The organism is Pseudobutyrivibrio sp., assembly GCF_015057185.1.
In the GTDB taxonomy this organism is placed as follows: domain Bacteria; phylum Bacillota; class Clostridia; order Lachnospirales; family Lachnospiraceae; genus Pseudobutyrivibrio.
The window spans coordinates 1-17744 of record NZ_SVEV01000043.1 but is presented as its reverse complement, the minus strand read 5'-3'; the positions used below and the strand labels follow the sequence as shown (position 1 = coordinate 17744).

The 17744-nt window shown below is 35.9% G+C and carries 24 protein-coding genes; all 24 read left to right on the top strand.

Going from position 1 to position 17744, the window contains the following annotated elements:
* The first annotated feature begins 295 nt into the window (after nucleotides 1-295).
* The 24 genes from E7276_RS13930 to E7276_RS13815 all read left to right on the top strand — a co-directional run bounded on the left by E7276_RS13930 (nucleotide 296) and on the right by E7276_RS13815 (nucleotide 17574).
* Nucleotides 296-856 carry a chromate transporter gene (locus E7276_RS13930; RefSeq protein ID WP_294218869.1) on the top strand — a complete coding sequence of 187 codons (561 nt, stop codon included), beginning with the start codon at nucleotides 296-298 and terminating at the stop codon, nucleotides 854-856.
* Nucleotides 853-1410, top strand: coding sequence for a chromate transporter (locus E7276_RS13925; RefSeq protein WP_294218867.1), 558 nt, complete (start codon nucleotides 853-855; stop codon nucleotides 1408-1410). The genes E7276_RS13930 and E7276_RS13925 overlap by 4 nt, the downstream gene beginning before the upstream one ends.
* A gap of 65 nt (nucleotides 1411-1475) precedes the next feature.
* Nucleotides 1476-2009 carry a histidine phosphatase family protein gene (locus E7276_RS13920; RefSeq protein ID WP_294218864.1) on the top strand — a complete coding sequence of 178 codons (534 nt, stop codon included), beginning with the start codon at nucleotides 1476-1478 and terminating at the stop codon, nucleotides 2007-2009.
* 94 nt (nucleotides 2010-2103) lie between these two features.
* Nucleotides 2104-2535, top strand: coding sequence for a hypothetical protein (locus E7276_RS13915; RefSeq protein ID WP_294218861.1), 432 nt, complete (start codon nucleotides 2104-2106; stop codon nucleotides 2533-2535).
* Between the two features lie 189 nt (nucleotides 2536-2724).
* Nucleotides 2725-2970 (top strand): hypothetical protein, encoded by a 246-nt coding sequence (locus E7276_RS13910; protein ID WP_294218858.1) that lies wholly within the window; start codon nucleotides 2725-2727, stop codon nucleotides 2968-2970.
* Between the two features lie 57 nt (nucleotides 2971-3027).
* Entirely contained in the window at nucleotides 3028-3306 is a 279-nt protein-coding gene (locus tag E7276_RS13905) for an HNH endonuclease (protein WP_294218854.1), read from the top strand.
* A gap of 16 nt (nucleotides 3307-3322) precedes the next feature.
* Nucleotides 3323-3832, top strand: coding sequence for a pyridoxamine 5'-phosphate oxidase family protein (locus tag E7276_RS13900; RefSeq protein WP_294218850.1), 510 nt, complete (start codon nucleotides 3323-3325; stop codon nucleotides 3830-3832).
* A 192-nt stretch (nucleotides 3833-4024) separates the two neighbouring features.
* Nucleotides 4025-4279, top strand: coding sequence for a hypothetical protein (locus tag E7276_RS13895; protein ID WP_294218847.1), 255 nt, complete (start codon nucleotides 4025-4027; stop codon nucleotides 4277-4279).
* Between the two features lie 329 nt (nucleotides 4280-4608).
* Complete coding sequence (locus tag E7276_RS13890; RefSeq protein WP_294218844.1) at nucleotides 4609-5241, top strand: hypothetical protein; 633 nt, start codon at nucleotides 4609-4611, stop codon at nucleotides 5239-5241.
* A gap of 175 nt (nucleotides 5242-5416) precedes the next feature.
* On the top strand, nucleotides 5417-5878 hold the full coding sequence (locus E7276_RS13885; RefSeq protein WP_294218841.1) for a hypothetical protein: 462 nt from the start codon (nucleotides 5417-5419) through the stop codon (nucleotides 5876-5878).
* 51 nt (nucleotides 5879-5929) lie between these two features.
* Entirely contained in the window at nucleotides 5930-6229 is a 300-nt protein-coding gene (locus tag E7276_RS13880) for a hypothetical protein (protein ID WP_294218838.1), read from the top strand.
* 780 nt (nucleotides 6230-7009) lie between these two features.
* Complete coding sequence (locus E7276_RS13875; RefSeq protein WP_294218873.1) at nucleotides 7010-7408, top strand: peptide deformylase; 399 nt, start codon at nucleotides 7010-7012, stop codon at nucleotides 7406-7408.
* Between the two features lie 102 nt (nucleotides 7409-7510).
* Nucleotides 7511-8323, top strand: a complete 813-nt coding sequence (locus E7276_RS13870; protein ID WP_294218835.1) for a Cof-type HAD-IIB family hydrolase — start codon at nucleotides 7511-7513, stop codon at nucleotides 8321-8323.
* Nucleotides 8324-8624: 301 nt separating this feature from the next.
* Nucleotides 8625-9734, top strand: a complete 1110-nt coding sequence (locus tag E7276_RS13865; protein WP_294212871.1) for an AAA family ATPase — start codon at nucleotides 8625-8627, stop codon at nucleotides 9732-9734.
* Complete coding sequence (locus E7276_RS13860) at nucleotides 9731-9898, top strand: hypothetical protein (protein ID WP_294218832.1); 168 nt, start codon at nucleotides 9731-9733, stop codon at nucleotides 9896-9898. The genes E7276_RS13865 and E7276_RS13860 overlap by 4 nt, the downstream gene beginning before the upstream one ends.
* A 224-nt stretch (nucleotides 9899-10122) precedes the next feature.
* Nucleotides 10123-10341, top strand: coding sequence for a hypothetical protein (locus E7276_RS13855; RefSeq protein WP_294218829.1), 219 nt, complete (start codon nucleotides 10123-10125; stop codon nucleotides 10339-10341).
* Nucleotides 10342-10476: 135 nt separating this feature from the next.
* Nucleotides 10477-10986 (top strand): pyridoxamine 5'-phosphate oxidase family protein, encoded by a 510-nt coding sequence (locus tag E7276_RS13850; protein ID WP_294218826.1) that lies wholly within the window; start codon nucleotides 10477-10479, stop codon nucleotides 10984-10986.
* A gap of 57 nt (nucleotides 10987-11043) precedes the next feature.
* Nucleotides 11044-11778 (top strand): AlkZ-related protein, encoded by a 735-nt coding sequence (locus E7276_RS13845; RefSeq protein WP_294218824.1) that lies wholly within the window; start codon nucleotides 11044-11046, stop codon nucleotides 11776-11778.
* A gap of 74 nt (nucleotides 11779-11852) precedes the next feature.
* Nucleotides 11853-12767, top strand: a complete 915-nt coding sequence (locus E7276_RS13840; protein ID WP_294218822.1) for a hypothetical protein — start codon at nucleotides 11853-11855, stop codon at nucleotides 12765-12767.
* Between the two features lie 71 nt (nucleotides 12768-12838).
* A complete protein-coding gene (locus E7276_RS13835; protein WP_294218819.1) occupies nucleotides 12839-13459 on the top strand; it encodes a DUF4317 family protein in 621 nt (206 codons plus the stop codon).
* 179 nt (nucleotides 13460-13638) lie between these two features.
* Nucleotides 13639-14061, top strand: a complete 423-nt coding sequence (locus tag E7276_RS13830) for a (deoxy)nucleoside triphosphate pyrophosphohydrolase (protein WP_294218871.1) — start codon at nucleotides 13639-13641, stop codon at nucleotides 14059-14061.
* 81 nt (nucleotides 14062-14142) lie between these two features.
* Entirely contained in the window at nucleotides 14143-14964 is an 822-nt protein-coding gene (locus tag E7276_RS13825) for a hypothetical protein (protein WP_294218817.1), read from the top strand.
* A complete protein-coding gene (locus tag E7276_RS13820; RefSeq protein ID WP_294218814.1) occupies nucleotides 14942-15751 on the top strand; it encodes a hypothetical protein in 810 nt (269 codons plus the stop codon). Before E7276_RS13825 ends, E7276_RS13820 begins: the two co-directional genes overlap by 23 nt.
* A gap of 62 nt (nucleotides 15752-15813) precedes the next feature.
* Nucleotides 15814-17574, top strand: coding sequence for a sensor domain-containing diguanylate cyclase (locus E7276_RS13815; protein ID WP_294218807.1), 1761 nt, complete (start codon nucleotides 15814-15816; stop codon nucleotides 17572-17574).
* The last annotated feature ends 170 nt before the right edge of the window (nucleotides 17575-17744 follow it).

Here is a 17744-nt window from a genome sequence, read left to right as displayed (position 1 = left end):
CCTGAAAAATATCTCGAGTATCTTCTCGAGAGTCGTCCGAGTGCTGGTTCGTCAGACGAGGAACTAGAGCAGTTAGCTCCATGGAGCAAGGCTACTCGAGAAGCATGCGCTATATAAAATGGAGTAAAATGCTCTATATGTTGAATGTCTGGCATCCGAAAGGATGCCTTTATTCGTACCCTACGGGGTAATACTAAGCGCTTACGTTGTTTTAGGCAGAAGTTTTTTGCTTTTATCGTAAATACGTTATAATAGTTGCGATAGATTAGATTTAGAGGTATTAGAATAAATGCTAATGGAATTATTTCTTACTTTTGCCAAGATAGGTATGTTTACCTTTGGTGGAGGTTACGCTATGATTTCTCTTATAGAGAATATATGTGTAGAAAATAAAAAATGGATAACACATGATGAGATGATGACGGTTACAGTTATAGCTGAGTCTACACCTGGACCTATAGCTATTAATTGTGCAACTTATGTAGGATATAAGCGAGCTAAACTTCCAGGAGCTATTTTTGCAACACTTGGTGTGATTATTCCTTCGTTTGTCATTATATTTGCTATTTCAAAATTCCTAAATCATTTTTTAGAGATTGCTTGGGTGGCTAATGCCTTTAAAGGTATTAAGATAGCAGTGGGGATTCTTATTGTTGATGTTGCTATTAAGATGTTAAAAAAGATGAAGAAAAAGCCAATGCAAATAATTATGGTCTGTTTTGCTATAGCGGCTATGTTATTAATAAATATTTTTGCGTTAAACATATCATCAATGGTGTTAATGCTTGCATCTGCAGTTATAGGAATCGTAGTTTTTTCTATCAATAATATGAGAAGGGAGCATATGAAGAAATGATTTATTTGGAACTTTTTATAGGCTTCCTTGAAGTAGGTTTATTCTCATTTGGAGGAGCGTATGCTGCCATACCTCTTATTAGAGATGTTGTTATGGCACATGGTTGGCTTGATGATGAAATGTTAACTTACATGATTGCCATAAGTGAAAGTACTCCTGGGCCGATTATGGTAAATATGGCTACCTATGTGGGCAGTGAAAAAGGTGGATTGCTTGGGGCTGTTATAGCTACTACAGCAGTTGTTTTACCTGCATTTTTTATCATTTTAATAATTATGTTACTTATGAATAAGTACCTTCAGAATCGATATGTTAAGGCTGCTTTAAGTGGTTTGAAGTCATGTATTATTGGAATTATTTTAGTGACAGGTGCACTTATGATTTTAAAGAACTGCGGATTATTTGATGGTAAGACAGATATATTTACTATTGGATTAACCTGTGGTATTGCATTTGTATATTTTGGTTCAAGGAAATTTATGAAAAAAGCTATTACTCCTATTATGCTGATATGCATGTCAGCATTTGTGGGTGTTGTGGCGTATACTTTGTAGATATTAACAACTTCGAGTTTGTAGTCATCTTTCAAAATAAATATAGAGTGGAGAAAAATATAAGCATGAATCATTTTTATTTTATAAGACACGGGGAAACCGTATGGAATGTAGAGAATAAGATTTGTGGGGCAACAGATATTGAGCTTACCCAAAGAGGTCATGAGCAGGCTATAGAGACAGGAAAAAAAATATTAGAACAGGGGATTACTGCCGATGTAATTTTGACATCGCCACTTGTAAGAGCAAAGGAAACTGCAAGACATATTTCGGAGATTACAGGGATACCAATGGAAATAGAACCAAGGCTTGTGGAGCAAAACTTTGGTAGATATGAGTCTACCCCTAGAGATGGAGCTGAGTTCCATGAAGCAAAAAAGGATATGGCAAGTAGATTTGGAACAGGTGAATCCATGCTACATTTGGCACAAAGAATATATAATCTTATTGATGATATAAAAGCGGGAGACAGAGAAGTTATCTTGGTAGCACATAATGGAATCGCTAGGATGGTGGAATCATATTTCAGGGAAATGGATAACGAAGAGTTTTCATCTTGTGGAATTAAAAACTGTGAGATTAAGAAATATAATTTTTAGTATTTGAGAATCGATATGTAAGTTTAGGCGTAGCATTGTTGTAAAACTGAGTGCCTGAACCATTACATATAAAAAAGAATAGAGGAGGAATGATTTGGAACCAAAATTAATTGTCTGTGGAGTTATTATAATAATCGGTTTTGGTATTTCGGGGTATATTGGAATAAGAGATGCCATAAGGGCAAGCAGATATTCAAATGCAACGATATGTAAAGGAACTGTTATTAGTAGTCTTGGTGTGAAGGCTGTTATGGAAACGGGTAATCCAGAAGATCGTGAAGCTGTTTATGAAACATATGATGTGACATATATTTATAATGGTGAGGAAAAGCGTGGAAAGGTTTTTACTAAAGAAAAGGGATTGCGAGATGGAGCAGCTATAGATGTTCATGTTTATGATAAACGAGGGCATCATGATATTATGTCAGAGCTTTTTGTTGCAAGAACACACTTTAGACTGTTTGGCATTATCTGCATAGCCTTTTTGCTAGGTATAGGTTATCTTATATTTTTTACTCCACATTAGAAACAAAGCATTGGTGTGCCTGTCCCCATTACAAAATGGGGAGCCAAGGGAGGCTTACCAGTACTGGGGTGGATACGTAAATACGTAGCAAATAGAACTTGTTTCGCTGGAGATATGTTCTATAATGTATTCATAAAGGAAAACGTATTAGCTGACATATTGAGTAAGCATAGATTGGAGGTGACCCAAGTGTTATTAACAGAATACGATGAGGAATTACACATAAAAAATGAAAAGGCAATATCTTACAATGAAGGATATAAGGCTGGTTTAAAATTAGCACAACAAGAACTTTTGGAGAAACAGGGTCGTCAAGAGCAACTTATAGAATCAATCAAAGCATTGATGGAAAACTTGGGCATTACAGCTGAGGAAGCTATGAAGGCTCTTGGTATAGACCAAGCAAGTTACGAGAAATATTTAAAATTGATGTAGATTTATATACTATGATAAATTTGCTGCAGGGTGAATCCTGCAGCACTTTTTAAAATTATGAAAAGACGAAAACGTAAAGAAAATCTCAAGAACTTAATATGGGCCAAAACAAATGGCATCTGCGCTAAGTGCGGTAGAGGAGTTGAGATAGACAAGCGCACCATTGACCACTTCATACCAAAGTATCATGGTGGCACTGATGATATGAGAAATCTCATTCCCCTTTGCAAGGCATGTAACAGGGCAAAGAGTTCTAGACTTATGAGCATTGAGGAGTGTTGTCCATTTCTTGATGAGGAGTATATAAAACAAATTCGTAAATACGTAGGAAAATAATATGGGGGAACACATCATGTACCAACCGGATTACGATGTAGCTGCATCCCATTGGATAGAGCGTGACCGCGACTCTGTTCATATGGATCCAGCAGCTTTAAAAGAAAAGATTGAATCATTTATTGGCGCTCATAACACCTGTGCGCTGGCGACGGCTTCTGCTGATATGGTGCGCAATACACCAATTGAATATAACTATGTGGATAGCAGCTTTTACTTTTTCTCTGAAGGGGGATTGAAGTTCAAGGGTCTGAAAGAGAATAAGAATGTGGGGCTTGCTATCTTCGAACCTTATGGTGGATTCGGGCAGCTGAAGAGCCTGCAGGTGCAGGGCGTGGCTTCTATGGTGGAGCCTTTTTCAGAAGAGTATCTGAAGCTGATGGAGCACAAAAAGATTCCAGTGGAAGCCATGAAAAAGTTGCCTCAGGCCATGAACCTGATTAAGGTGGTGCCATCCTCATATGACTATCTGGATTCTGATTTGAAGAAGGATGGCTTTGGAAGCAGACAACATTTTGATGTGTAATTCTATTCTATCTTTTGAATGGGGAGCCGAGAGAGGCTTATCAGTATTGGGGTAGATACGTAAATACGTAGCGGATAGAACTTGTGTTCGTTGAAAGTATGTTCTATAATGTATATACATAGAATTTAATGTATAATCAAAGGAGAACATTATGTGTGAGGCAACATCTAGCACAAATTGGAGGTGACCCAGGTGTTATTAACAGAATATGATGAGGAATTACACATAAACAATGAAAAGGACATCTCATACAATAAAGGATTAGAGCAGGGGTTAGAACAAGGTATAGAGCAAGGCATAGAAAAAGGTATAGAGCAGGGTCGTAATGAGCAACTTTTAGAATCTATAAAGAATCTAATGACGAACTTGGGCCTTTCTGCAGAGGATGCAATGAAGAGCCTTGGTATAGAGCAAACAAATTTTGACAAATACTTAAAAATGATGTGAAAAGCATTTTGCCGTCCTAAGTTTTCGGGGCTCTAGGGCGGCTATTTCTTTGTATTGATAAGGTGCCTGCCCCACATTAAGGTAATAAATCCCATCGGCGAAGCCGATTAAAATCCTTCCTTACTCGCGCAGCGAGTGGTCTGTGGAGTTCGGGCAGATCTGACCCTGGAAGGGTCTGCTAGGAATGGTACAATAATTTATAGAAATAGGTAGGAGCAAATTCTGTTGACAATTTCTTCACACTTTTTTTAAAAATTTTTCATTAAATGTATGTATCATTTTCTACAGTTAGCATCTGATGTCTTTTTTTTCAGAAATGGAGGGTTTTTATGAAAAGACTATTAAGTTTAATAACATTTTTTACTCTTATTATTATTTTAACACCACAGACTGTATTAGCAGCCGAGAATACTGCATCTTTAAACTCACAGATACAAATCATTGGAGAGTACAACTATAAAATATGGGATGGATATAATGACACTGACTATATTGTTGTTATACAGAACAACTCACAATCCAGCCTTGAAATAGATGCTAAAGGATATGCCTTAGATTCGTCGGGAGTTATTGTAGAGGTTTCAGAAGACTATATTACTTGCCTTGGGGCTGGTAAGCAGGCTGTAGTAGAGCTTTGGTTTGAAAATATTGATAATAATGAGGTAGCATTTGTTCCACAGTTCAATGTTTCCCCAGCATCCTATGCATATGATTACTCAAATTATGTTACATATTCAATGACTCCTACTTCAACATCTGCTATAGTTACGCTGACAAACAATGGTACTAAGACTGCTGATATAAAAACTCAAGCTATTTTCTTCAGCGGTGATAATATATCATATTATAATGATGACTACGAGTTTGATGTTGCTCCAGGACAGAGTTATGCCGAGGAACTCGACACTTTTGATAAAAGCTTTGATAATTGCTTGATTTTTACTCAGGCATATTATTATTAATTATTAAGGAGTTGATTCACGCCATTCCTTTATCGTTAGATTTTAGCGGTGGAGGGATGGCGTGTTTTTATTGAAAAAAATGTCGGTCCAGTAAATTATTTGTGTTATTCTTATTGTAGTTGGATTTGCATGATTTAAAATTTTAGCAAGGGAATGATACAAGGGGGAATGATAGTTGCAGACTGCTTATAGGTTTTTACAATGTATATGGGGATTACCACAGACATTAGCGGGCTTTGTTGTACTTCTTTTTAACATGAAATATAAGCATTATTCATATAAAGGAGCAATCGTTACGCAATGGAAGAGTAAATCCAGCTTATCATTAGGAATGTTTCTTTTTGTGTCGAATGATCCTTTTTTCTACTACCAGGAAGCAAGGAAGGACTATTCAGAAGAAGAATTTTCTAGGATGTTAATGGTACATGAGTATGGGCACACAATACAATCTTTGATATTTGGACCTTTATATTTGATTGCAGTTGGACTTCCCTCTATTACTTGGAGTTTTCTACCTATTTTCGTGAAGAAACGTGATGCTGAGAAGATATCCTACTTTTCTGCATATCCAGAAAGATGGGCAAATCATTTAGGGGAAAGTATCACTGGAGACAACTCAATAGGAGAACCAATATAAGAACAGGAGGCAAAGGAGCTTATCGAAAAAGCTTAAGAGCTAAAGGCATATATGAATAAGAATAATTGCACAGAAACAACAGTTGGAAAAGTAAAAGAACTTAGAAGTCTTGGACTTAATAAAGCTACAAAAATAAAGGTTGAATATAGAGTAGATGGAAAGTTATATGTAGTTGAAGAGGGAATAAAATTAAAAAGCGAATGGATAAAGATAGGATTTATTCCGATTGGTCAGAAAAAAACACCAGTGATGGGGGATGTTAGTGTAGGAAGCAATGCTTTGGTTACCTATAATCCTAATAATCCTTCAGAAGCATATATTACAGAAAACAAGGGATTTTTGATTAGCTAAGCTTGATGATTTTGACAATAGGAGAATTATGGCAGAAGAGATTTTTGATATCGTAGATGAAAATGGAAAGCCTATAGGCAAGACAGTGACTAGAGCTAAGGCTCTGCTATGGAGAAATGGAAAAGCATTACCACTGTAGACAGGGAAATTTGAGAGCCACAGTGGTAAAAAAGAAAATCGTTACCACTGCGGAGTGAAAAATTCTAGAACTGTAGTGGTAAAAAAGAAAATCATTACCACTGCGGAATAAAAAATCCTAGAGCTGCAGTGGTAAAAAATAAAACTATTACCACTGTGGAGTAAAAAATCCAATAGTTGCAGTGGTAAAAAAGAAAATCGTTACCACTGCGGAGTAAAAAATCCTAGAGTTGCAGTGGTAAAAAAGAAAAGCATTACCACTGTAGAGTGAAAATCCTAGAGTTGCAGTGGTAAAAAAGAAAACTGTTACCACTGCGGAGTAAAAAATCCGAGAGTTGCAGTGGTAAAAAAGAAAATCATTACCACTGTGGAGTAAAAAATCCAAGAGTTGCAGTGGTAAAAAAGAAAATCATTACCACTGCGGAATAAAAAATCTGAGAGCTGCAGTGGTAAAAAAGAAAACTGTTACCACTGCGGAGTGAAAAATCTGAGAGCTGCAGTGGTAAAAAAGAAAATCGTTACCACTGTAGAGTGAAAAATCCGAGAGTTGCAGTGGTAAAAATAGAAAAGCATTACCACTGCGGAGTGAAAAATCCGGGAGCCACAGTGGTAAAACTTACGTGAGGTAAATATGGTAAAAAAATAGTAAGAGATGAATTTTTTCTACAGCAGAAAAGTGAGCCTGCTACAGAGGCAGATGCTCAGGTGATTGTAGATTTAATGGATACATTAAAAGCAAATTTAGATAGATGCGTAGGCATGGCTGCAAATATGATTGGAGTGAAAAAACAAATTATTGTAGTAGCTGCTGGCCCATTTGTTTTTCCTATGGTAAATCCTGTGATAACAAAAAAGAGTGGGAAGTATGAGACAGAGGAAAGCTGCTTGTCACTTGATGGAGTTAGACCATGTGTGAGATATGATGAAATTGAAGTGGATTTCCTGGATCAGAATTTTAAACCTCAACATGGCAAATACAGTGGGTTTACAGCGCAAATCATCCAGCACGAAATACAGCATTTTAGTGGAGAGTTGATATAAATATTCTATTTTGCCTATTTTAATAAATGGTAGAAGAACCATAGTATTTTTGAATTGCTAATAAAATTGACTAATACTAGTTGGCTTGATAATATTACATCTATGAAATACAAAGCAATAGCATTAGATTTAGATGGCACTCTTTTGAATAGTAAAAAAGAGGTCAGTAAAAGAAACAAAGAAGTAATTAAAAAGGCAGCGAAGGCAGGTGTTAAAATAATACTTGCTTCGGGACGACCAGTTCCAGGTATTAAAAATGTGGCGAAACAGCTCCAGCTGCAGGAGGTAGGCGGATATATTCTTGCTTATAATGGCGGTATGATTATTGACTGCAAGACAGGAGAGGTGATTCGTAGAGAGACTATTCCTGAGAAATATTATGCAGACATAGTTCATTGCGCCAATAAGTATGATGTTGCCACATTGACTTATGATTCTGAGGGCATTATCACTAATGATGAGAATGACCAGTACGTACAACTAGAATCAAAAATCAATAATATTCCAATCAGACAGGTGTTTCATTTGGAAGAGGAGGCACAGATAGAGCCACCGGTCAAGTTTTTGTGTGTAGGTGAGCATCATGTTCTAAAAAAGGTTCAGGAGAAGCTTGATGAGAAGTTAAATGGTGCAGTGAATATTTTCTTTTCTGAGCCATTTTTCCTAGAGATTACTCCTCAGGGAATAGAAAAGGCATCTTCCCTGGAGATACTACTGCAAGAGCTTGGGATAGACAGGAAATCTCTGATTGCCTGTGGTGATGGATATAACGATATCCCTATGATGCGATATGCCGGATTGTCGGTTGCAATGGCTAATGCTCAGGATGAGACAAAAGAATGGGCAGATTTTATTGCACCATCGAATGATGAGGATGGAGTGGCAGTAGCCATAGAAAAATTCATTCAAAAATAGGCACCTGACCCCATTATGAAATTGTTACAAATGGATAAAAGAGAAAAGCTGTTGATTAACATAGTGGTTAATTGACAGCTTATTTTTTATGACAAACACACATAAGATTGAATTGATTATAGAAGGTATATCAGGAGTGAATATTATTTAAGGGCAAACCAAGAGGCTGGTTTGTCATTAGGTTTATACGGAGATTTATCAATGAAAATTAAGATTGAGAAATAATATAATTTGAATTAATCCAAAAAAAATGTTTAAAAACAAATGAGGTGATAGTATAATGTAATCGGAGGTATTATGTATGACAATACTAAAGATAAGTGCAAAGAATTTTAAAAACCTAGCTGATGAAGTTGAAATTGATTTTGTTCCAAAGGCAAGAAAGACTAGTGAAGATAAGGAATATGAATTAAATGAGATAGCAGATGGTCTTTTTGTATTTTCTACAATGGCATTTGTTGGAAAAAATGCATCAGGAAAAACTACTGCATTAGACTTAATCTCTGTTGCATATGATATTGTTTTTGCTTACAGAGTAGAAAAGCCGTATAACCTAAATAATGTAGAGATATGTATTTATTTTTATGATAAAGGATACATTTATAAATATAAAACTAGACTACTAAAGAACCCATTGAATAATGGGGTGGTTTTTAATGATGAATGCATATGGGAGAAACAGTATTACAAGAGCTACGTAAACAATATTTATGATGACGATGGATTTGAAATGTCTAACGTGCAAGGAAAGCTGCCGGAAGATGTTTCAAAAGTATTTTTATTGGAACCTAATAGGATTGTTCGCCCAATTTTATTCAATGAAGTATTAGATGGAATAACTGCGTATGATTTTGCATTTGGATTAAAGTCATTATTAGATGACGGTGATGAAATACTAAAGAAGATTTTGAAAATATTTGACGAGAACGTCAGTAATCTTCGCATGGATGAAAGCGGAAACTATGTTTTGAATTATTTGGGAAAAGAAGAAAAATATTCGGTGTCAGAATTGTATTCTGTTCTTTCAAGTGGAACTACCAAGGGTATAGCATTATACATGATAATAGTAACCTCATTAAAAGCAGGATTTCCGATCCTAATAGATGAAATCGAAAATCATTTTCATAAAACCTTGGTAGAAAACATCATTAGCTTGTACAAGGATAAGACAGTAAATAGGAATAATGCGATTCTCATTTTTTCAACACATTATTGCGAAGTCCTAGATTTGTTCAATAGACAGGATAATATATATATCGCTAATGCTGACAATAAGGTTCATCTAAACACTATATTTGAAAAATACAACTTTAGAAATGATATTCTTAAGAGCAAGCAGTTCTATAATAATGCATTTAAAACAGCCGTAAACTATGATGCTCTTATGGATTTGAAAAAGGCGCTGAAATGAAAAAGTTGATAATGTGCGAGGGACCAAATGAACTGGCGATAATGAAAATTTTGCTAAATAATAATATGTTGATTTTCTCTGAAGATGATTTGCTTGGTTTAACTCCATATCATGCTAGGCAAATTGGAAAGTCAGGACAAGTTAAAGCAGAATTGAATCAATAGGGCATGGTAAGTCGGAAAGATATCTGGTGGAATTATTAAGAAGAGAGTAACATATTAGGAATAATTTTTACTTTTGCTAGATTGAAACATAAGGTGACAGAATGATATAAGAACATGTGCACGTCGAAAATATGTTCTATAATGTATATACATAGAATTAATGTATAATCAAAGGAGAACATTATGTGTGAAGCAACATCTAGCACAAATTGGAGGTGACCCAGGTGTTATTAACAGAATATGATGAAGAATTACACATAAACAATGAAAAGGACATCTCATATAATAAAGGATTAGAGCAGGGATTAGAGCAGGGTCGTAATGAGCAACTTTTAGAATCTATAAAGAATCTAATGACGAACTTGGGACTTTCTGCGGAGGATGCAATGAAGAGCCTTGGTATAGAGCAAGCAAATTTTGACAAATACTTAAAAATGATGTGAAAAGCATTTTGCCGTCCTAAGTTTTCTGGGCTCTAGGGCGGCTATTTCTTTAATATAAATTAGGATGGCTATCAGCCAGATGTAGTTGACTTGAATTCTATGAGTACTAACTGTTCATAAAAGGGGGAATATATAATGTGGAATATGGATTACGATGCGGCAGCATCACATTGGGAAAAGAAGGATATGGACTCTGTTCATATGGAGCCAACATCCTTAAAAGAAAAGATTGAAGCTTTTATTGGCACACACAATACATGTGCCCTTGCGACAGCTTCTAGGGATTGTGTGCGTAACACACCGATTGAATATAACTACGTGGATGGAAACTTTTACTTTTTCTCTGAGGGCGGATTGAAGTTCAAAGGACTAAAGGAAAATAAGAATGTTGGTATTGCCATTTTTGAACCTTATGGTGGATTTGGACAGTTGAAAAGTCTGCAAGTGCAAGGGCTTGCGTCTATGGTTGAGCCTTTTTCTGAAGAATATTTAAAGCTAATGGAGCACAAGAAGATTCCATTGGAAGCCATGAAGAAATTACCTCAGACTATGTATTTGATCAAGGTTAGACCAATTTCATTTGACTATTTAGATTCTGAGCTAAAGAAGGATGGGTTTGGGAGTAGGCAACATTGTTTAGCATGAAATTGTAATGGGGCAGGTGTAATAATTTATTTGGTAAAAATAGGGGATAATAAATCAATGCCAAACGAAAATGGTGTATGGGTAATGTATGGAGTGGAATGGGATGATCCAGAATGCTTACATACAGTTGATGAAGCAATTGAATATATAAATGAAATCGGTTTTCTGCCTTTATTTAAGAATGAAATCCCTGGTTTTTCACTTGAAGAACGCACAGTTCCTGAATATTGGTGGAGTGGAAATTCTACACTTGACCCATGGGAATGGAGAGAAATAATAGCTCGTGGCAGTGACATAGCCTACGGTAAGTTTTTCAATAAGAAAGCTGGCTTTATTTCAAAGGAATGGTTTCCATATTTTGCTAACTACAGACGTGATGGCTATGATTTTGATGCGCTATGGGATGATGAAAAAGCATCACGACGCCTAAAAAAGATCATGGATGTTTTAGAAACCTGCGATGAAATTTATTCTAGTGAACTAAAGAAAAAGGCAGGCTTTGGTAAAGAAGGTGAAAAAGGATTTGATGGTGCAGTAACTGACCTTCAGATGATGACATATCTTACAGTATTTGATTTTAGGCAGCGGAAGAACAAAAAAGGTGAAGCTTATGGTTGGCCAATTGCTATATATACGAAGCCTGAAAACATCTATGGACGGGAGCATGTGACATCTTTGTATACTATGGACCCGGAAGAATCAGGAAAAGCTATAGCTAAACATATTATGGAGGTATATCCCATTGCAACTGCTGCGCAGATAAGGAAAATTGTTGGTGGTAGAATGTTATAAGAACTTGTGTTCGACGAAAATATGTTCTATAATGTATATACATAGAAATTAATGTATAATCAAAGGAGAACATTATGTGTGAGGCAACATCTAGCACAAACAGGCAGCACAAGGACAGGCTATTCAAAAAGGTCTTTGGAACCAAAGAAGATTTATTAAGTCTTTACAATGCAATCAATAATACAGATTATTCAGATCCGAACGATGTAGAGATTAATACAGTCGAGGATTTCATATACATGAGTATGAAAAATGATGTGTCATTCTTGATATATGATGTATTGAATCTGTATGAGCATCAGAGTTCACAGAATCCAAATATGGCATTTAGAGGATTCTTATATTTAGCAGAACTGTATAAGGGAATGTTTAGTGGTAGGCAGGATTTATACAGTAGTGTCAGGCTGGCACTTCCTACTCCACAGTTTATTGTATTTTACAATGGAACAGCCGATGAACCTGATGAAAGTTTTATAAAGATGAGTGATGCATATGTAGGAAACATTTCGGGTGAGCCTTCTTTGGAATGCACAGCTAGACTTTTGAATATTAACTACGGACATAATAAAGAACTTATGGATAAATGCAAACGTCTGCATGATTATTCCGCTTTGATTAAGAAAATACGAGATAATCAGAAAGCGGGTATGAATAATGTAGAAGCTATCGATAAAGCTGTAGATGATTGCATTAAGGAAAACTTGTTAGCTGATATTTTGAGCAAGCATAGATTGGAGGTGACCCAGGTGTTATTAACAGAATATGATGAGGAATTACACATAAACAATGAAAAGGACATCTCATACAATAAAGGATTAGAGCAGGGGTTAGAACAAGGCATAGAACGAGGCATAGAGCAGGGTCGTAATGAGCAACTTTTAGAATCTATAAAGAATCTAATGACGAACTTGGGCCTTTCTGCAGAGGAGGCAATGAAGAGCCTTGGTATAGAGCAAGCAAATTTTGACAAATACTTAAAAATGATGTGAAAAGCATTTTGCCGTCCTAAGTTTTCGAGGCTTTAGGGCGGCTATTTTAGATTAAATAAAGGACATAAACAATGGCACAAATTAACAGAGAAGACATGCTAGAGTTGACACGCAGAATGACTTCGGCGCGCAGCAACTTAATTAGAATAGCGGGTGCATATATAGACGAGGAGGGCTATATAGACGGCACTTTCAATACAAGCTTCCTGAGTTTAAAAGGAGCAGAAAAGAATAGATGCTTAGATATCGCAAAGACAATACCATTTGCTAAGACTAATGAGGAATTGATTCAGTATAAGATTCCAGGATTGGGGCCAGGTTCTATCTGGCAGATGATATATGCGATAAAAGATTGTGGCCTTCAGAATGACGCCCTGATGCTTAATCTGTACGAGCTAATTGCAGAGAAATATCCTAAGGGGAGACCATATGCCATATATGTTTATTATGGAGCTTATGATGTTCCTATAAAGGGTAGCGATAAGGCTTATCAAGATGAATCTGAGGAAGTATATCAGTATCTGATTATGGCTATATCCCCAGTTGATGAGGAGCAGGTGCCCCATTCACCAGAGGCAGGATTCCTTTATCCAGCATTTACTAATAGAAGTACAGATGTAGCCCATGTAAACTTCTACAGTCAGGACTATGAAGAAGCAAAAGAATTAATGGAGTTTTTGCATCTAAAGTAAAGGTATCTATTACAGAATTACGTCATTCCTTTACCGTTAGGTCTTAGCAGGTGGAGGGGTGGATTATTTATTTGGTAAAAATAGGGGATAATAAATCAATGCCAAACGAAAATGGTTTATGAATGATCAGTTCCAGGATGGAATGTTTAAGTTTGAAAAGGTGATGAAGTAGCACAATGATGAAAACAATAAAAGTTGTTGCGGCAGTAATATGTGATTCAATTGAAGAAAAGAATATGATTTTCGCAACCGCAAGAGGATATGGTGATTTTAAAGGTGGCTGGGAATTTCCAGGTGGTAAGGTAGAAACAGGCGAAACACCTCAACAAGCGCTTGTTAGAGAAATTAAAGAAGAGCTTGATACACTTATTGAGGTGGGACCTTTTATTGATACCATAGAATATGATTATCCAACATTCCATCTCTCAATGGATTGTTTCTATTGTGAGGTGAAGGAGGGCCATTTGGAGTTGAAAGAAGCTGAAGCAGCTAAATGGTTAACTAGAGATAAAATTGAGGACGTGAATTGGCTGCCAGCGGACGTTACACTTATTGATAAGATCAAGTCGGATATGAATTCAACCCCTCTTTTTTATAGATGAGCCCTCCTGTGTATGACTTATAGCATCTTATTTGACGTGCGTCAAATAAGATGCTATTTTATTTATAGGAGGATTGAATAAATGGATACAAGAATAATCCTAGAAAAACAGGACTTTACCCATCTTCAATGGTCTCATACCAGATCATCCAGTGGTACAGCCGGAACATTTTTGAAAGCTTCTGAACGAGTGAATGGAAAAAAGATTTATTATAAGCTTTCCAATTTTGATAGTGAAAAGGGGATTGTTGGTCACGAGTGTATTAATGAGATTATTGTGGATAGATTGCTGACTATTCTCGGAGTGGAACATTTGCATTATCAACTCATTCATGCAGATGTTGAAATCGATGGCCACCTTTACGAAACATGGATTTGCGCATCTGAGGATTTTAAAGAACCGGGAGAAACAAAGGCTGCTCTAGATAATTATTATCAGGTGAACAGCACGACAAAAATAAGTCATTACGATTTTTGCGTTCAGAATGGATGGCAGGGATATATCGACACTATGCTTGTCGTAGATTATTTGATTATGAATCGCGACAGACATGGAGCCAACATAGAGGTTCTCAGAAATGCTAGAAAGAAAACGTTACGCATTGCGCCCCTATTTGATCATGGGCTTTCTTTCTTATGTTCATGTTTTAGTGAAGAGGAAATTGCAGATTTTGATATAGATGTTGATAGAAAATGCAAAAACTTTATAGGCGGTAGGTCAACTCTTGAGAACCTCAGTTTAATAAAAGAAAAGAAAAATGTTTTTTCTAATAATATTTCAGAGGATACAAAAGCAATTCTTTTTGAAGATTTGGAGCAGGTTCTATCTGCAGAACATATAGAAAAGATTTGGAATATGCTTTATAAAAGGTGGTTATACTATGAGAGTATTTGCAATTCATGAAGATGAAATAGACAAGAACAATCCAATAGGCATGCTTATATATTATGAGCGTTCTAACCATTTTATAATAGAATTATGTGATTTTTTAGATGAATGGAATGCACCTCTTTTGTTTGCATCCTTTGTTAAAAAAGGATTATTTACTATTCCTCACCAGTATGCAAAGCTATGGGTTCAAGAAAGAGTTATACCAACTGGCCGACAAAATATTGGTATGATTCTCAAAAATGCCAAGCTTACAAAATATGATGAGTGTAAATTGTTATGGCTTAGTCGTGGGAAATCTTCTCAGGATTCATGCTATTTGAAGGAGGTAAAGGAAAACGAGATACCTGAGTGGCTAAAAGAGAGGCAGGAGAATAACATTTATGAAAGTTTTCCATATGTTGACGGAAGAATAATATGCCTTCTGAGAAACGATACTGCAATTGAGGTAGATCTTACAAAGTGCATGGATGAAGTACCAAAGCTTTATTCTGTTTTAAAAAATGAAAGGCTATTATCGACACTCACGGTGGATCAAGGTGGATATGGCATAACCTTCAATGACAATATTTTTATAGAAAAACGTATTCTAATTGATAATGGTGTTATTCTCCCGATATATGCCAAAGTTTTTGATGCTTTCGCAAAACATAGTATAATCAATACTACGGAAGCTTGCGAAATTCTTGAGTGCTCAAGACAAAACCTTAACTATTTTGTAAAACAAAATTTGTTACATCCTATCAAGGATAGCTGGAAAGAAAATGTATTTCTTAAAGGAGATGTAACTGGAAATGTGTGATATAATGAAAAGGACATCTCATACAATAAAGGATTAGAGCAGGGCCGCGAGGAGAGCATGAAATGAGATTACTTCAAACTATAGTAGATAACAATTTTAAAGAGACAGTAAAATCATGGGCAGATCAAGTTCAAAACATGAACCAATCTGCTCTTTTTCATATTTATGTGCCATACAATCTTTCGGACGGATGGGAACAGGCGAGAAATGTCTGCAGTATATTAGAGGAAGTATTTGAAAATCCTAATTACATCGGCTGTAGCTCTACTGGCGAGATTTTTGAGGGTAAAATAAGTGCTAAAAAACTGGTGGTTTCAGTCATTATAAGTGAAGACACTGATACTAAGATTTCGGTAGTGCCATATTATTCCATGAGAGACTCTGTTGAGGCTGAAAAAGTAGTATCGTATTTTCGAAGTATTCCTAACATACGAGGGATAGAAATTCTCTCTGCGGCAGAATACCAGAGAATGGAAGATGTGGGTGGTATGATAGATACATTGCCTGAGGATATTAATGTCTTTGGTGGTGTAGCCGTAGGAGATAATAAAAATAAAGCGTTTGTTTTTTTAAATAGTAACGAACCTAGCTATGATGGAACAGTTTTTGCTATTTATAGTGGTGAAAATTTACAAGTTTCAACTACTAGAGTTTTTGGCTGGAAGTCTATTGGATATCCCTTAAAAGTCACACGTTCAGACGGCCCTATTGTATATGAATTGGATAATAGGCCATGTTATGATGTATATAAACATTATTTACATTTGAACAAGGATGATAATTTCTTTTATAATGCTTTAGAATTTCCGCTTGAAGTAGAAGTGGATGAAGAAGTAGGAGTAGGAGGATATATTCGTCATGCAAAAGCTGTTAACAAAGATGGTTCTATTTTAATGTCTTCAAACATACCTGAAGGTAGTAATGTGCGATTCACATATGGTGATCCTATAAGAATGCTTGAGCATACTGAAAGAGCGGGGGTTCAAATAAATGAATTTGGAGCAGATGTATTATTATTGTTTAATTGTTTTGGCCGTATGCTTTTTTGGAAAGATAACTGTAATGATGAAATCCAGGAATTGACTAAATACGCACCGGCTACAGGCTATAGTGCCCTTGGAGAAATCATGCGACAAAATTCCACTACACTTTTGAACAATCTCTCTATCGTAGCGGTATCCATGAGAGAAGGAGATATAAAAAATACTAGAATTATCCCCGAAGCTAAAGATTCAAAGAGCACAAACCTTCCTATTACAGCTAGGCTCGCTATATTTATCAATACAATTACAGAAGAGCTGATGGTAAAGAACAATCAACTTAATGACATGCTATATAAAGCTTCTCACGACTATTTAACTAAGCTTTTAAATCGTGGTGCAATTGAAACCATGATATATGATGCGTGCGATAATCCAGAGGTTGGTCAAAAAGACTGGTATTTATTGATGTTTGATATTGATGATTTTAAAAAAATTAATGATAAGTATGGCCATAGCGAAGGTGACAAGGTATTAATAGATATGGCAAAATATCTTGTGGATAATGTTAAGGGTAGAAATGATATCAATGGCGGCCGATGGGGTGGTGAAGAGTTTATGATATTTGGATTTGGTTTTACTGATGAAAAAATGAAAGAAATCGCAGAAAACATCCGCCAGAAAGCAAAGAGTCCAGAGATTATGAATAGACCTATCACTCTTAGTATTGGATTAACCAAGCATAGAGCAGGTGAATCACCAAAGGATGTAATAGACAGAGTTGACGCCTTACTTTACCAAGCTAAGCAATCAGGAAAGGATCAAGTCTGTTCAGACTTTTAGATGAATGATATATTCTTGCCTACAACGGTGGCAATAGAAAAATATTGTGAAATATAATCAAAAAAATGGACTCTGGAATAACCAGAGTCCTTATTTTTATTGTTAGGGCAAGGCCCTATTTTTCAAAGTCTTAGTTTTTATATTTTAGATAAAATAGATACTTTGAAAAA

Coding starts and splice junctions, on each gene's coding strand:
- E7276_RS13900 (WP_294218850.1), top strand. CDS start 3,323: ATGTACCAACCGGATTACGATGTAGCTGCATCCCATTGGATAGAGCGT.
- E7276_RS13920 (WP_294218864.1), top strand. CDS start 1,476: ATGAATCATTTTTATTTTATAAGACACGGGGAAACCGTATGGAATGTA.
- E7276_RS13865 (WP_294212871.1), top strand. CDS start 8,625: ATGACAATACTAAAGATAAGTGCAAAGAATTTTAAAAACCTAGCTGAT.
- E7276_RS13880 (WP_294218838.1), top strand. CDS start 5,930: ATGAATAAGAATAATTGCACAGAAACAACAGTTGGAAAAGTAAAAGAA.
- E7276_RS13905 (WP_294218854.1), top strand. CDS start 3,028: ATGAAAAGACGAAAACGTAAAGAAAATCTCAAGAACTTAATATGGGCC.
- E7276_RS13870 (WP_294218835.1), top strand. CDS start 7,511: ATGAAATACAAAGCAATAGCATTAGATTTAGATGGCACTCTTTTGAAT.
- E7276_RS13815 (WP_294218807.1), top strand. CDS start 15,814: ATGAGATTACTTCAAACTATAGTAGATAACAATTTTAAAGAGACAGTA.
- E7276_RS13850 (WP_294218826.1), top strand. CDS start 10,477: ATGTGGAATATGGATTACGATGCGGCAGCATCACATTGGGAAAAGAAG.
- E7276_RS13890 (WP_294218844.1), top strand. CDS start 4,609: ATGAAAAGACTATTAAGTTTAATAACATTTTTTACTCTTATTATTATT.
- E7276_RS13930 (WP_294218869.1), top strand. CDS start 296: ATGGAATTATTTCTTACTTTTGCCAAGATAGGTATGTTTACCTTTGGT.
- E7276_RS13820 (WP_294218814.1), top strand. CDS start 14,942: ATGAGAGTATTTGCAATTCATGAAGATGAAATAGACAAGAACAATCCA.
- E7276_RS13845 (WP_294218824.1), top strand. CDS start 11,044: ATGCCAAACGAAAATGGTGTATGGGTAATGTATGGAGTGGAATGGGAT.
- E7276_RS13830 (WP_294218871.1), top strand. CDS start 13,639: ATGAAAACAATAAAAGTTGTTGCGGCAGTAATATGTGATTCAATTGAA.
- E7276_RS13925 (WP_294218867.1), top strand. CDS start 853: ATGATTTATTTGGAACTTTTTATAGGCTTCCTTGAAGTAGGTTTATTC.
- E7276_RS13860 (WP_294218832.1), top strand. CDS start 9,731: ATGAAAAAGTTGATAATGTGCGAGGGACCAAATGAACTGGCGATAATG.
- E7276_RS13825 (WP_294218817.1), top strand. CDS start 14,143: ATGGATACAAGAATAATCCTAGAAAAACAGGACTTTACCCATCTTCAA.
- E7276_RS13835 (WP_294218819.1), top strand. CDS start 12,839: ATGGCACAAATTAACAGAGAAGACATGCTAGAGTTGACACGCAGAATG.
- E7276_RS13840 (WP_294218822.1), top strand. CDS start 11,853: ATGTGTGAGGCAACATCTAGCACAAACAGGCAGCACAAGGACAGGCTA.